The organism is Pseudomonas kurunegalensis, from assembly GCF_030291635.1.
Classification (GTDB): Bacteria; Pseudomonadota; Gammaproteobacteria; order Pseudomonadales; family Pseudomonadaceae; genus Aquipseudomonas; species Aquipseudomonas monteilii.
This window is the reverse complement of sequence record NZ_CP127871.1, coordinates 4207626-4220613: the sequence shown is the minus strand read 5'-3', so window position 1 is coordinate 4220613 and position 12988 is coordinate 4207626. Positions and strand designations below refer to the sequence as shown.

The 12988-nt window shown below is 60.7% G+C and carries 13 protein-coding genes; 9 read left to right on the top strand and 4 right to left on the bottom strand.

What is annotated here, in order from left to right:
* The first annotated feature begins 80 nt into the window (after window positions 1-80).
* The 4 genes from sucC (at window position 81) to QQ992_RS19285 (ending at window position 4781) form a co-directional block, all read left to right on the top strand.
* Window positions 81-1247: an ADP-forming succinate--CoA ligase subunit beta gene (sucC, locus tag QQ992_RS19300; RefSeq protein WP_011534748.1), complete on the top strand. Its 1167-nt coding sequence runs from the start codon at window positions 81-83 to the stop codon at window positions 1245-1247.
* Entirely contained in the window at window positions 1247-2131 is an 885-nt protein-coding gene (gene sucD / locus QQ992_RS19295) for a succinate--CoA ligase subunit alpha (protein ID WP_003254203.1), read from the top strand. The genes sucC and sucD overlap by 1 nt, the downstream gene beginning before the upstream one ends.
* Window positions 2132-2506: 375 nt before the next feature.
* Window positions 2507-3820, top strand: a complete 1314-nt coding sequence (gene brnQ, locus QQ992_RS19290) for a branched-chain amino acid transport system II carrier protein (RefSeq protein WP_016711645.1) — start codon at window positions 2507-2509, stop codon at window positions 3818-3820.
* A gap of 211 nt (window positions 3821-4031) precedes the next feature.
* Window positions 4032-4781 carry a DUF599 domain-containing protein gene (locus QQ992_RS19285; protein ID WP_286110730.1) on the top strand — a complete coding sequence of 250 codons (750 nt, stop codon included), beginning with the start codon at window positions 4032-4034 and terminating at the stop codon, window positions 4779-4781.
* Window positions 4782-4848: 67 nt separating this feature from the next.
* Here the strand turns inward: QQ992_RS19285 and QQ992_RS19280 are convergent, their stop codons facing one another.
* On the bottom strand, window positions 4849-5160 hold the full coding sequence (locus QQ992_RS19280) for a hypothetical protein (RefSeq protein ID WP_016711643.1): 312 nt from the start codon (window positions 5158-5160) through the stop codon (window positions 4849-4851).
* A 154-nt stretch (window positions 5161-5314) separates the two neighbouring features.
* On the opposite strand from QQ992_RS19280, the gene QQ992_RS19275 reads away from it, so the two are divergent.
* The 4 genes from QQ992_RS19275 to QQ992_RS19260 all read left to right on the top strand — a co-directional run bounded on the left by QQ992_RS19275 (window position 5315) and on the right by QQ992_RS19260 (window position 9049).
* Window positions 5315-5791 carry a PaaI family thioesterase gene (locus QQ992_RS19275; protein WP_286110729.1) on the top strand — a complete coding sequence of 159 codons (477 nt, stop codon included), beginning with the start codon at window positions 5315-5317 and terminating at the stop codon, window positions 5789-5791.
* Window positions 5788-6270 (top strand): PaaI family thioesterase, encoded by a 483-nt coding sequence (locus tag QQ992_RS19270; protein ID WP_016711641.1) that lies wholly within the window; start codon window positions 5788-5790, stop codon window positions 6268-6270. The genes QQ992_RS19275 and QQ992_RS19270 overlap by 4 nt, the downstream gene beginning before the upstream one ends.
* 70 nt (window positions 6271-6340) lie before the next feature.
* Window positions 6341-8245 carry a molecular chaperone HtpG gene (gene htpG / locus QQ992_RS19265; RefSeq protein WP_286110728.1) on the top strand — a complete coding sequence of 635 codons (1905 nt, stop codon included), beginning with the start codon at window positions 6341-6343 and terminating at the stop codon, window positions 8243-8245.
* A 78-nt stretch (window positions 8246-8323) separates the two neighbouring features.
* On the top strand, window positions 8324-9049 hold the full coding sequence (locus QQ992_RS19260; RefSeq protein WP_105946502.1) for a dienelactone hydrolase family protein: 726 nt from the start codon (window positions 8324-8326) through the stop codon (window positions 9047-9049).
* A gap of 130 nt (window positions 9050-9179) precedes the next feature.
* Here QQ992_RS19260 and QQ992_RS19255 read toward each other — a convergent pair whose 3' ends face one another.
* Window positions 9180-10043, bottom strand: a complete 864-nt coding sequence (locus QQ992_RS19255) for a pirin family protein (RefSeq protein WP_286110727.1) — start codon at window positions 10041-10043, stop codon at window positions 9180-9182.
* Between the two features lie 117 nt (window positions 10044-10160).
* On the opposite strand from QQ992_RS19255, the gene QQ992_RS19250 reads away from it, so the two are divergent.
* A complete protein-coding gene (locus QQ992_RS19250) occupies window positions 10161-11168 on the top strand; it encodes an amidohydrolase family protein (protein ID WP_286110726.1) in 1008 nt (335 codons plus the stop codon).
* A 47-nt stretch (window positions 11169-11215) separates the two neighbouring features.
* Here QQ992_RS19250 and fabB read toward each other — a convergent pair whose 3' ends face one another.
* Both fabB and fabA read right to left on the bottom strand, forming a co-directional pair.
* On the bottom strand, window positions 11216-12436 hold the full coding sequence (gene fabB / locus QQ992_RS19245) for a beta-ketoacyl-ACP synthase I (RefSeq protein ID WP_019099700.1): 1221 nt from the start codon (window positions 12434-12436) through the stop codon (window positions 11216-11218).
* A gap of 11 nt (window positions 12437-12447) precedes the next feature.
* Window positions 12448-12963 (bottom strand): 3-hydroxyacyl-[acyl-carrier-protein] dehydratase FabA, encoded by a 516-nt coding sequence (gene fabA, locus QQ992_RS19240; RefSeq protein WP_051098991.1) that lies wholly within the window; start codon window positions 12961-12963, stop codon window positions 12448-12450.
* Window positions 12964-12988 lie beyond the last annotated feature (25 nt).

Here is a 12988-nt window from a genome sequence, read left to right as displayed (position 1 = left end):
GGGGTCAACGGTCACAGGTGGTGCGGCGCCAGTAATGGCGCAGCGCCGAAGCGCAGTACCTAACGAAGACGGTAAAAAGCATGAATCTTCACGAGTATCAGGGTAAGCAGCTGTTCGCTGAATACGGCCTGCCAGTTTCCAAGGGTTTCGCAGTCGATACCCCTGAGCAAGCTGCAGAAGCCTGCGACAAGATCGGCGGGAGCGAGTGGGTGGTAAAAGCCCAGGTTCACGCGGGTGGTCGCGGTAAAGCGGGCGGCGTCAAGCTGGTTCGCAGCAAGGAAGACGCCAAGGCGTTCGCTGCACAGTGGTTGGGCAAAAATCTGGTTACCTACCAGACTGATGCCAACGGTCAACCCGTCTCCAAGATTCTGGTCGAATCCTGCACTGACATCGCCAAAGAGCTGTACCTGGGCGCTGTAGTCGATCGTTCGAGCCGCCGCATCGTGTTCATGGCTTCCACCGAAGGTGGCGTGGACATCGAGAAAGTCGCTCACGAAACGCCTGAGAAAATCCTCAAGGCCACCATTGACCCACTGGTCGGCGCGCAGCCGTTCCAGGGTCGCGAGCTGGCATTCCAGCTGGGCCTGGAAGGCAAGCAAGTTCAACAGTTCGCCAAGATCTTCGTGGGCCTGGCCAAGCTGTTCAAGGATCACGACCTGGCGCTGCTGGAAGTGAACCCGCTGGTGATCAAGGCCGACGGCGACCTGCACTGCCTCGATGCCAAGATCAACATCGACGCCAACGCCATGTACCGTCAGCCTAAGCTGAAAACCTTCCACGACCCGTCGCAGGACGACGCCCGTGAAGCCCACGCTGCCAAGTTCGAACTGAACTACGTTGCCCTCGAAGGCAACATCGGCTGCATGGTCAACGGTGCCGGCCTGGCCATGGGTACCATGGACATCGTCAACCTGCATGGCGGCAAGCCAGCCAACTTCCTCGACGTTGGCGGCGGTGCTACCAAAGAGCGCGTTACCGAAGCGTTCAAGATCATTCTGTCCGACAGCAATGTCGCGGCCGTTCTGGTCAACATCTTCGGCGGCATCGTTCGCTGCGACATGATTGCCGAAGGCATCATCGGTGCAGTGAAAGAAGTCGGCGTTAAAGTTCCGGTTGTTGTTCGCCTTGAAGGTAACAACGCCGAACTGGGCGCTAAAGTACTGGCAGAAAGCGGTTTGAACATCATTGCGGCAACCAGCCTGACCGACGCTGCTCAACAAGTTGTCAAAGCTGCGGAGGGCAAGTAATGAGCGTCCTGATCAATAAAGACACCAAAGTCATCTGCCAGGGCTTCACCGGCTCGCAGGGTACTTTCCACTCCGAACAAGCCATCGCCTACGGCACCAAGATGGTCGGCGGCGTAACCCCAGGCAAGGGTGGCACCACCCACCTGGGCCTGCCGGTGTTCAACACCGTCAAGGAAGCCGTGGAAGCTACCGGCGCTGACGCTTCGGTCATCTACGTACCGGCTCCGTTCTGCAAAGACTCGATCCTGGAAGCTGCCTTCGGCGGCATCAAGCTGATCGTGTGCATCACCGAAGGCATTCCTACCCTGGACATGCTGGATGCCAAGGTCAAGTGCGACGAGCTGGGCGTTACCCTGATCGGCCCTAACTGCCCAGGTGTCATCACCCCGGGCGAGTGCAAGATCGGCATCATGCCAGGCCACATCCACCTGCCAGGCAAGGTCGGTATCGTTTCGCGTTCCGGCACCCTGACCTACGAAGCTGTGAAGCAGACCACCGACGCCGGCTTCGGCCAGTCGACCTGCGTCGGCATCGGCGGTGACCCGATCCCGGGCTCCAACTTCATCGACATCCTGAAGCTGTTCCAGGAAGACCCGAAGACCGAAGCGATCGTCATGATCGGTGAGATCGGCGGTTCGGCTGAAGAAGAAGCTGCGGCCTACATCAAGGCCCACGTGACCAAGCCTGTCGTTTCCTACATCGCCGGTGTTACCGCACCTGCGGGCAAGCGCATGGGCCACGCCGGCGCCATCATCTCCGGCGGCAAGGGCACTGCGGACGAGAAGTTCGCTGCCCTGCAGGACGCGGGTGTGAAGACCGTGCGTTCCCTGGCTGACATCGGCAAGGCCCTGGCCGAGCTGACTGGCTGGGAAGCCAAGAAGTAATACTGCTACACCCCCCACGCGCACAGAGGCCACCTTCGGGTGGCCTTTGTCGTTTTAGCGTTGGGTATTTTTGTAAAGGTGGAAAATTCGATAGCCCTCATCAGGTTTTTCCACCAGACATTCGCACTAATTGGCAATAAATTATCGCCCGACACAGATAACCAGACGACAAACATGTACGCACATCGGACAAGCAGCACTGTAACAGTGCGTTTGTCGGGTAAAACGGTTAGTCTACGCGTTCACTCTGTGCCCGCTCCCCAAAAGGGAACGACACGCTAAACGGGTCTGGCCTATAAAGCCGGGCAGCATTTCCCTCACCCATAGGGAAATCCCCTCTCGAATCCCGATTTCAGCAGTGTGGTACTACCTTAAATGAAAGTTCTCAAAGGCCAGGACATCCTGGCGCTTGGCTTTATGACGTTTGCGCTTTTCGTAGGTGCAGGCAATATCATCTTCCCGCCTATCGTCGGTCTGCAGTCTGGCCCGCACGTATGGATGGCTGCACTGGGCTTCCTGGTGACCGCCGTGGGCCTGCCGGTCATCACCGTGGTCGCCCTGGCCAAGGTCGGCGGCGGTATGGATGCGTTGAGCAGCCCGATCGGCAAGTTCTTCGGCGGCCTGCTGGCGGCTGTGTGCTACCTGTCGGTCGGCCCGCTGTTCGCGACTCCGCGTACGGCGACCGTGTCGTTCGAAGTGGGTGTGGCGCCGCTGACCGGTGAAAGCCCGTTGGCGCTGTTTATCTACAGCCTGGTCTACTTCATCGTGGTGCTGGCAGTGTCCATGTACCCGGGCAAACTGCTCGATACCGTGGGCCGCTTCCTGGCACCGTTGAAGATCATCGCCTTGGCCGTGCTGGGCATTGCTGCCTTCGCGCTGCCAGCCGGCACCATTGGCGAAGCACAGCCTGCCTATGCTGCCGCTGCGTTCTCCAAGGGCTTCTCCGATGGCTATCTGACCATGGATACCCTGGGTGCCCTGGTGTTCGGTATCGTCATCGTCAACGCCATCCGTTCGCGCGGTGTCGAGTCGCCGAAGCTGATCACCCGCTACGCCATCATCGCCGGCCTGATCGCCGGTGTCGGCCTGGCACTGGTGTACATCAGCCTGTTCCGCCTGGGCGCCACCAGCCACGACATCGCGGCTGACGCCACCAACGGTGCAGCGGTTCTGCATGCCTACGTGCAGCACACCTTCGGTTCGTTGGGTAGCGGCTTCCTGGCCGTGCTGATTGCGCTGGCCTGCCTGGTGACCGCTGTCGGCCTGACCTGCGCCTGCGCCGAGTACTTCAGCCAGATTCTGCCGCTGTCGTACCGGGCACTGGTGGTGATCCTGGCGGGCTTCTCGCTGTTGATCTCCAACCTGGGCCTGACCAAGCTGATCATGTTCTCGATCCCGGTGCTTACCGCCATCTACCCACCTTGCATCGTGGTGGTTGGCCTGAGCTTCGTGAAGGACCTGTGGAACTCGCCGACCCGCATTCTGGCGCCGGTGATGCTGGTGTCGCTGGTGTTCGGCATGGTTGATGCGATCAAGGGCAGCAGCATTGCCCATGTGCTGCCGGACTTCATGGCGCACCTGCCGCTGAGCGACCAAGGCCTGGCCTGGCTGGTGCCTTCGGTGGTGACCCTGGTGGGTGCCGTGGCCTGCGACCGCATGCTCGGCAAGCCGCGCGAAGCGCTGGCCTGATAGTCGAAGCCTGAGGGCGGCACCGGCCACAAGCCAACAGGGTGCCCGCCAACGGCCCAGACTCGAAAACCCCGTATCCGGAAGGATGCGGGGTTTTTTATTGGCGGCATGATCAGTGCGTTTTTCAGGGTGGACTTGTGCCTTTTGCCGCTTGCCAGCGTCGAAACCCGGTCCCTATCCTCTAGGCATCTGGCCCATTCGGGAACCCTGCATGAACTTCATCCAAAGCAACTTCAACAACCTGCTGGCCATCGCCTGGTTTGCCCTGTGCTGGGGCGGTTATACCCGTTATGCCATCTGGAAGGGGCGTGACACCGCCTGCCTGGCCAGCGTGCTGCATTTGTACCGTGAAGACTGGATGCGCCGCATGCTGTTGCGCGACAACCGAATCGCCGATGCCAGCGTAATCGGCAACCTTGAGCGCAACGCATCGTTCTTTGCGTCCAGCACGCTGATCATTCTCGCCGGCATCCTTACCGTGCTCGGTGCCTCTGACCGGGCGCTGTCGCTGCTGGCCGACCTGCCGCTGGTGCAACAGACCTCCCAAGGCATGTCGGAGATCAAGCTGCTGTGCCTGGCCACAGTCTTCGTCTACGCCTTCTTCACGTTTAGCTGGTGCATGCGCCAGTACAACTTTGCCGCCGTGCTGGTGGGTTCTGCGCCAATGATCGGTGAACGGTTGGTCAATGAGCTGGAGCGCAAGGCATTCGCTTCGCGGGCGGCGCGTGTGCTGTCGCTGGCGGCCAACCAGTTCAACCTGGGGTTGCGCTCGTACTACTTCGGCATGGCCATGTTGAGCTGGTTCATCAGCCCGTGGTTGTTCATGGTCATGAGTGTCGGGGTCGTCTTTATTTTGTATCGCCGCGAGTTCCATTCGGATGTGCTGGATGTGATGGTGTTCACACCCACGGAAAGTGTGCCTAACGACGCGGGCAGGGAAAGTACCGTAGCGGGTAACTGAAACGTTTAATCTTTAAGTTGCAGGCACAAAAAAACCCGACAGCGTCGGGTTTTTTTGTTTTAGCCAATTACTGCTTGGCTGGTTCTGCCGGAGCAGCAGGGGCAGCTTCTGTCGCCGGAGCGGCTGGGGCGGCTTCTGGAGCCGGAGTAGCCGGAGCGGCTTCTTCAGCAGCCTTCTGCTCGGCTTCAGCCTGATCTTTGGCGGCTTCGGCGTTTTCCTTGGCGGCCTCGTTCATTTTATCCTGAGCTTCACCCATTTTTTCCTGGGCTTGCTCGGCGTGTTGCTGTGCGTCCTGGGCTTTGTCTTCGCTCGCTTTATCGCAAGCGGCCAGGCCCATGGCAGCGGCCAGCATCAGAGCAAAAGCAAAAGGTTTACGCATGGGGGTGTTTCTCCTTGGTGGAATAAGTGACTTGTTCCTTCGAGTGCAACTACGCGGAATAAGTTCCGCGAAGGTTACAGATATATAACGCCCCGTTCTATATAGACTTTTTAACGATTTTATGCCGCTGAGGCAGTACGGGTGGAAACAGTGAATGAGCGATTCAACCTTGATGGCCATGGCCGAGCGTTTTCTCTCGGCGCTTAAACATTGTCAGTTACTGCAAATGCGTGTGGCGAAAGCCGATGCCGATGGCATGACCCTGGTCATGCCCTGGTCGGCAGCCATTGTCGGCAACCCGCAGACCGGGGCTGTGCATGGCGGCGCCCTGACCACGCTGATGGACACCACCTGCGGCATGGCCACGCTGTGCGTGCTGCCGCGCTTCGAGGTGTGCCCGACGTTGGACCTGCGCATCGACTACATGCACCCGGCAGAAGCCGGCAAGGACATCTACGGCCATGCCCAGTGCTACCGGGTGACCCGCGACGTGATCTTTACCCGTGGTACCGCCTACCAGGACGATCCCGAACAGCCGATTTGCCAGGTGGTGGGCACGTTCATGCGCCTGGGGCAGGAGATCAAGGGCGGTATCCGTTTCGGCAATAGCCTGAAGGAGAGCGGGGCATGATTCCACACGCGGTTCGTCAACAGCTCAACGCCGCCCACGCGGTGGGCGACTACGGCCCATTGCTGGCGCTGATCCCTTACGCCGGGCTGATTGGTATCGAATGCGAGCGTCAGGGCGACGACCTGCTGTTCCGCCTGCCGGCCAGCCCGGACAACATCGGCAACCCGTTGCTGCCCGCCATCCACGGTGGTGTGATTGCGGGGTTCATGGAGCTGTCCGCGGCCTTGTACCTGTTGATCTACAGCGAAAGTGCGAGCATCCCGAAAATCATCGATTTCTCCATTGATTACCTGCGTGCCGGGCATTTTCGCGATACCTACGCCCAGTGCCAGCTGTGGCGCCAAGGGCGACGGGTGACGAATGTCGCCATTACCGCCTGGCAGGGCGACAGGCAATCCCCCATTGCCACGGCCCGCGCGCATTTCAAGATCGAACCGGAAAAGCCCTTGAAATCATCCGGGCAGCCCCCATCTGAATGACATCCGCCGCTAACGCAGGCCGAACTGGCCGCCAGGCGCCAACTGCCATCAGATCGGAGTTTCGAAGACCATGACTGTGGAAACACAAAAGGAAACGTTGGGCTTCCAGACCGAGGTAAAGCAACTGCTGCACCTCATGATTCACTCGCTGTACTCGAACAAGGAAATCTTCCTGCGGGAGCTGATTTCCAACGCCTCCGACGCGGCCGACAAGCTGCGCTTCGAAGCCCTGGCCAAGCCAGAACTGCTTGAGGGCGACGCCGACCTGAAGATTCGCCTGAGCTTCGACAAGGACGCCGGTACCGTCACCCTCGAAGACAACGGCATCGGCATGAGCCGTGAAGACGTCATCGCCCACCTGGGTACCATTGCCAAGTCCGGCACTGCCGACTTCATGAAGAACCTCACCGGTGACCAGAAGAAGGACTCGCACCTGATCGGTCAGTTCGGCGTGGGCTTCTACTCCGCGTTCATCGTGGCCGACAAGGTCGACGTTTACAGCCGCCGTGCCGGCCAGCCAGCCGCCGAAGGCGTGCACTGGTCGTCGAAAGGCGAGGGTGAGTTTGAAGTCGCCACTGTCGACAAGCCTCAGCGCGGTACCCGTATCGTCCTGCACCTGAAGCAGGAAGAAAAAGAGTTCGCCGATGGCTGGCGCCTGCGCAACGTGGTCAAGAAGTACTCCGACCACATCGCCCTGCCTATCCAGCTGCCGAAAGAACAGGCAGCCGCCGAAGGCGAAGAACAGCCGGCCGAAGAGTGGGAAACCGTCAACCGTGCCAGCGCCCTGTGGACCCGTTCGCGCACCGAGGTGAAGGACGAGGAGTACCAGGAGTTCTACAAGCACATCGGTCATGACTTCGAAAACCCGCTGGCCTGGAGCCACAACAAGGTCGAAGGCAAGCTCGAATACAATTCGCTGCTGTACGTACCGGCCCGCGCGCCGTTCGACCTGTACCAGCGCGAAGCACCGCGCGGCCTGAAGCTGTATGTGCAGCGTGTGTTCATCATGGACCAGGCCGAGTCGTTCCTGCCGCTGTACCTGCGCTTCATCAAGGGCGTGGTCGACTCCAACGACCTGTCGCTGAACGTGTCGCGTGAAATCCTGCAGAAAGACCCGATCATCGACTCGATGAAGACCGCGCTGACCAAGCGCGTGCTCGACATGCTGGAAAAACTGGCGAAGAACGAGCCCGAGCAGTACAAGGGCTTCTGGAAGAACTTCGGCCAGGTGCTGAAGGAAGGCCCGGCCGAAGACTTCGCCAACAAGGAGAAAATCGCCAGCCTGCTGCGCTTTGCCTCCACCCAGGACGACAGTGGCGAGCAGAGCGTCGCCCTGGCTGACTACCTGGCCCGTGCCAAGGAAGGTCAGGACAAGATCTACTACCTCACCGGCGAGTCGTATGCGCAGGTCAAGAACAGCCCGCACCTGGAAGTCTTCCGCAAGAAAGGCATCGAAGTGCTGCTGCTGACCGACCGCATTGACGAGTGGCTGATGAGCTACCTCAACGAGTTCGACGGCAAGGCCTTTGTCGACGTCGCCCGTGGCGACCTGGACCTGGGCAACCTGGATTCGGAAGAAGACAAGAAAGCCCAGGAAGAAGTGGCCAAGGACAAGGAAGGCCTGGTCGAGCGCCTGAAAGGCGCGCTGGGTGACAGCGTGGCTGAAGTGCGTGTGTCGCATCGCCTGACCGACTCCCCAGCGATTCTGGCTATTGGCGAGCAGGACCTGGGCCTGCAGATGCGTCAGATTCTGGAGGCCAGCGGGCAGAAGGTGCCGGAATCCAAGCCGATCTTCGAGTTCAACCCGACCCACCCGCTGATCGAAAAGCTGGACAACGAGCAGAGCGAAGACCGCTTCGCCGAGCTGTCGCACATCCTGTTCGATCAAGCGGCCTTGGCGGCCGGCGATAGCCTGAAGGACCCGGCGGCCTACGTTCGTCGCCTGAACAAGCTGCTGGTCGAGCTGTCTGCTTGAGTTGATGCATAGGAAAGCCCGCTTCGGCGGGCTTTTTTCATGGCGGGCTTTTTAGAATAAGTGCCTAAGGAGTGCTTGATGAGCAAGGTAATCGTCGAATCGCTGGTTTATCACCTGTCCGGCAAAACCTACGAAAGCCGCCTGGTCTATGAGCCAGGGGCGCTGGGCCGTCCAGGCCTGGTGATGGCGCCGAACTGGATGGGCATTGGCGAAGGGGCTGAGCGCATTGCCAAGGAAGTGGCCGAGAAGGGCTATGTGGTGCTGATTGCCGACCTGTACGGGCAGTCGGTGCGCCCGTCCAATGCCGACGAGGCTGGCGCGGCGATGATGCCGTTGAAGAACGACCGGGGCGAACTGCGCAAGCGCATGCAGGAAGCCCTGGCGCAGCTGTTGGGGCAGTCGAAGGCGCTGCTGGAGCCAGGCAAGGTCGGCACGTTTGGCTTCTGCTTTGGTGGCTGCTGTGCACTGGAGTTGGCCCGTACCGGTGCCGATCTGCGTGCCGCGGTGTCGTTCCATGGCACGCTGGATACGCCAAACCCGGAAGACGCCAAGCGTATCAAGGGCTCGGTACTGGTGCTGCATGGGGCTTCCGACCCGCTGGTGCCGAAGGAGCAGTTGCCGGCGTTTGAAGACGAGATGAACGCGGCCAAGGTGGATTGGCAGTTGCTGAGCTATGGCGGGGCGGTGCACTCGTTTACCGACCCGAGTGCCAATGTGCCGGGCAAGATGCAGTATGACCGGCGCACCTCGGAGCGGGCGTTCCGCTCGATGCATAACCTGCTGACAGAAGTGTTCCAGCGCTGAGAATGCAGGGGGCCGCTTTGCGGCCCATCGCGACACAAGGCCGCTCCTACAGGTATCGCGTGATTCATGGTCTGCGCGGTCCCTGTAGGAGCGGCCTTGTGTCGCGATGGGCTGCAAAGCAGCCCCAAAATTACCGGGGCAACTCGATTCTTGAGGTTTCCCCCGGCACCACCGGCCAATCCCCCGCCGCCCACCTTGCCCTGGCCCGCTCGATCAGCTCCGGATCACTGGCCACGAAATTCCAGTTCATTCGCCGCGGTCCATCCAAAGGCTCGCCGCCAATCAGCACCAGCTGGCACTCTTCCTCTGCATAGAGCACCACCTCTTCGCCTTCCGGCAGTACCACCAGGCTGCACGGCTCCACGTCTTCATCGTTCAACAGCAGCTCACCATCCAGCAGATACAGCGCTCGTTGCGCATGCTCGGTCGGTATCAGCAGCGTCGTAGCCGCCTGCATCCGCACATGCGCATAAAGGGTAGGGGACAGCACCGGCACCGGTGATTCCAGGCAGAACCCGCTACCGGCAATCATGCAAATGCGCACCCCCAGGTTTTCACTGACCGGCAGGCTCGCCGCCGGGTGATGGCTATAGCTTGCCGCGCCTTGTTCATGTTCACGTGGCGAGGCCAGCCATACCTGCAAGCCATGCAGGCGCGAGCCATGAGCCAAGGCGTCGTCGGGCGTACGCTCCACATGGGCCACGCCGCTGCCAGCCGTCATCCAGCTGACATCGCCGGGCAGTACCCGCTGCGCTGAGCCGAGGCTGTCCTTGTGCAGGATCGCCCCCTCGAACAGGTAGGTCAGGGTCGACAGGCCGATATGCGGGTGTTGGCGGATGTCCATGCCATGCCCTGGGGCATAGTCGGTTTCCAGCATATGGTCAAAAAACACGAACGGTCCGACGCTACGGCACTGAGCCGCTGGCAGCGGGCGCAGGATCGGCTGGCCCTCGACCGACTCGGCGCGAGGGCGGATGATCAGGGGGCTGCTCATGGGGTGGGCTCCAGGCGAAGTGGAAATGCCTCCAGCATAGCGGTTTGCCCGCTTCGGCTGAACCGTCTCGCTTAACGGCCGGTCTACTGTTTTCGCCCCCTTGGAAGGAAGCTGCCCATGATTGCCAAAGCGCTGGCCTGCGTGTTGTTGACGGGCTGGCTGTGCCAGGTGGCACAGGCGCGCGACTACCGCTACAGCGATGCCCACTTGCACTACGTCGACTTCTTCCAGGAAAGCGAAGGCATGCCGGCATTGATCAAGGCCATGGATGCTGCCGGTATCGAGCAGTCGATGATTTCCGGCATACCGGTGGCTAAGAAGTGGCACGAGGACGAGCCCAAACGCCCGCGCTATTACGCCGGTGACGATGCCGATGCGTATTGGTACAGCGCGACCGATACCTATGTGGCCGCAGCCCTGCAGCCATTACCGGAAGCGCAGCGTAAGCGCTTTCATCCGTTTCTGACGGGCTTTAACCCGGTAGACAAGAACGCAGTCAGCCACATCGAGCGGATGCTCGACCTGTACCCGGGGTTGTGGCAGGGCATTGGCGAGGTGTTCACCCGGCACGACGACCTGACAGCGCTGACCAGTGGCGACACGCCGCGCGCCAACAACGAAGCCATGACGCGTATCTACCACCTGGCGGCCGAGCGTGACCTGCCGGTGTTGCTGCATTCCAACATCACCTCCAAGCGCGAGCGCAACCCGTTGTACCTGGCGGAAATCGAAGAGCCGCTGCGCAACCACCCGCATACGCGGTTCATCTGGGCGCATGCCGGCAGCAGCATGGAGATACACCGGCACCAGACGCAGATGGACTTTCTGCTGCCGGTGCTGACGCGGCTGCTGGAGGACTACCCGAACCTGTATGTGGACCTGTCGTGGAGTGTGCTGGAGCCGTATCTGCTGGACGACAAAGGCGTGCCGCGCAAGGAATGGGTGGCGTTGGTCGAACAGTACCCGGAGCGTTTCATGCTGGGGTCGGACGTGGTGGGGCGGTTTGGCAGCCTGGGGGAGCAGATGCACGGGTTCAGGCCGTTTCTGGATGCCTTGCCTGAAGATGTGGCCAATAAAGTGGCCCGCGATAACTTTCTGGCTGTGCTGCCCAGGCAACACAAATAAAAACGCCCCGAACCAGTCGGGGCGTTTTCGATTACCGCATCAGCGTCTTACTTGCCTTCCCAGCGCTTGAGCACCAGGGTGGCGTTGGTGCCGCCGAAGCCGAAGCTGTTGCTCATGACCGTGTCGATCTTGGCGTTTTCTTCGGTTTTGCGCAGGATCGGCAGGTCGGCGACCTCCGGGTCCAGCTCGTCGATGTTGGCGGAGCCGGCGATGAAGTTGTTTTCCATCATCAGCAGGCAGTAGATCGCCTCGTGCACGCCAGCGGCGCCCAGCGAGTGGCCCGACAGGCTCTTGGTCGAGCTGATCTTCGGTGCCTTGTCGCCGAACACGGCGCGAACGCCCTTGATCTCGGCAACGTCACCGACCGGGGTCGAGGTGCCGTGGGTGTTCAGGTAGTCGATCGGGGTGTCGACGGTCGACAGTGCCTGCTGCATGCAGCGGATGGCACCTTCGCCGCTCGGGGCAACCATGTCGTAGCCGTCGGACGTGGCGCCGTAGCCAACGATTTCGGCGTAGATCTTGGCGCCACGGGCCAGGGCGTGTTCCAGCTCCTCGACCACGACCATGCCGCCACCGCCAGCGATGACAAAGCCATCACGGTCGGCGTCGTAGGCACGCGAGGCCAGTTCCGGGGTTTCGTTGCGCTTGGTCGACAGAGCGCCCATGGCATCGAACAGGAACGACTGGCTCCAGTGCTCTTCTTCACCGCCACCGGCGAAGACGATGTCTTGCTTGCCCCACTGGATCTGCTCCAGAGCGGTACCGATGCAGTGAGCCGAAGTGGCGCAGGCCGACGAGATCGAGTAGTTGATACCCTTGATCTTGAACGGGGTGGCCAGGCACGCCGAAACGGTGCTGCCCATGGTGCGGGTAACGCGGTATGGGCCGACGCGCTTGACGCCTTTCTCGCGCAGGGTGTCCAGCGCTTCCATCTGGTTCAGGGTCGAGGCGCCGCCAGAGCCGGCTACCAGGCCGGTACGCGGGCTGGAAACCTGCTCTTCGGTCAGGCCGGCGTCCTTGATCGCGTCCTGCATGGCCAGGTAGGCGTAGGCAGCAGCGTGGCCGACGAAGCGGTAGACCTTGCGGTCGATCAGTTCTTCGAGGTTGAGGTCGATGGACCCGGAAACCTGGCTACGCAGCCCCATTTCCTTGTATTCCGGGTTGTAACGGATACCCGGACGGCTGTTGCGCAGGTTTTCGGTGACGGTAGCTTTGTCATTGCCCAGGCACGACACGATGCCCAGACCAGTGATAACGACGCGGCGCATGCGAATAACCCTTAGAAATTGTCAGTGGAGGTGAACACGCCGACCCGCAGGCCTTCGGCAGTGTAGATCTCGCGGCCGTCGACGCTGACCGAGCCATCGGCGATGGCCATGTTCAGCTTGCCCTTCAGGACGCGCTTGATGTGAATGTTGTAGGTGACTTTCTTGGCAGCAGGCAATACCTGGCCAAAGAATTTCACTTCACCCGAACCCAGGGCGCGACCGCGGCCTGGCAGGCCCTGCCAGCCGAGGAAGAAGCCTACCAGCTGCCACATGGCATCGAGGCCCAGGCAGCCCGGCATGACCGGGTCACCTTCGAAGTGGCAGGCGAAGAACCACAGGTCCGGGTTGATATCCAGCTCGGCGACCAATTCACCTTTGCCGTACTTGCCGCCTTCTTCGCTGATATGGGTGATGCGATCGACCATCAGCATGTTCGGCGCGGGCAGTTGCGCATTACCTGGGCCGAACAGCTCACCGCGACTGCAGCGCAGCAGGTCTTCCCGAGTAAAGGCGTGTTGTTTGGTCATGCGAGCTCCTCAATAACCCCCTGTG

What these genes read in the sequence shown, in the direction of transcription:
- sucC (WP_011534748.1), top strand. Translation starts at nt 81, where the DNA reads ATGAATCTTCACGAGTATCAGGGTAAGCAGCTGTTCGCTGAATACGGC.
- sucD (WP_003254203.1), top strand. Translation starts at nt 1,247, where the DNA reads ATGAGCGTCCTGATCAATAAAGACACCAAAGTCATCTGCCAGGGCTTC.
- brnQ (WP_016711645.1), top strand. Translation starts at nt 2,507, where the DNA reads ATGAAAGTTCTCAAAGGCCAGGACATCCTGGCGCTTGGCTTTATGACG.
- QQ992_RS19285 (WP_286110730.1), top strand. Translation starts at nt 4,032, where the DNA reads ATGAACTTCATCCAAAGCAACTTCAACAACCTGCTGGCCATCGCCTGG.
- QQ992_RS19280 (WP_016711643.1), bottom strand. Translation starts at nt 5,160, where the DNA reads ATGCGTAAACCTTTTGCTTTTGCTCTGATGCTGGCCGCTGCCATGGGC.
- QQ992_RS19275 (WP_286110729.1), top strand. Translation starts at nt 5,315, where the DNA reads ATGAGCGATTCAACCTTGATGGCCATGGCCGAGCGTTTTCTCTCGGCG.
- QQ992_RS19270 (WP_016711641.1), top strand. Translation starts at nt 5,788, where the DNA reads ATGATTCCACACGCGGTTCGTCAACAGCTCAACGCCGCCCACGCGGTG.
- htpG (WP_286110728.1), top strand. Translation starts at nt 6,341, where the DNA reads ATGACTGTGGAAACACAAAAGGAAACGTTGGGCTTCCAGACCGAGGTA.
- QQ992_RS19260 (WP_105946502.1), top strand. Translation starts at nt 8,324, where the DNA reads ATGAGCAAGGTAATCGTCGAATCGCTGGTTTATCACCTGTCCGGCAAA.
- QQ992_RS19255 (WP_286110727.1), bottom strand. Translation starts at nt 10,043, where the DNA reads ATGAGCAGCCCCCTGATCATCCGCCCTCGCGCCGAGTCGGTCGAGGGC.
- QQ992_RS19250 (WP_286110726.1), top strand. Translation starts at nt 10,161, where the DNA reads ATGATTGCCAAAGCGCTGGCCTGCGTGTTGTTGACGGGCTGGCTGTGC.
- fabB (WP_019099700.1), bottom strand. Translation starts at nt 12,436, where the DNA reads ATGCGCCGCGTCGTTATCACTGGTCTGGGCATCGTGTCGTGCCTGGGC.
- fabA (WP_051098991.1), bottom strand. Translation starts at nt 12,963, where the DNA reads ATGACCAAACAACACGCCTTTACTCGGGAAGACCTGCTGCGCTGCAGT.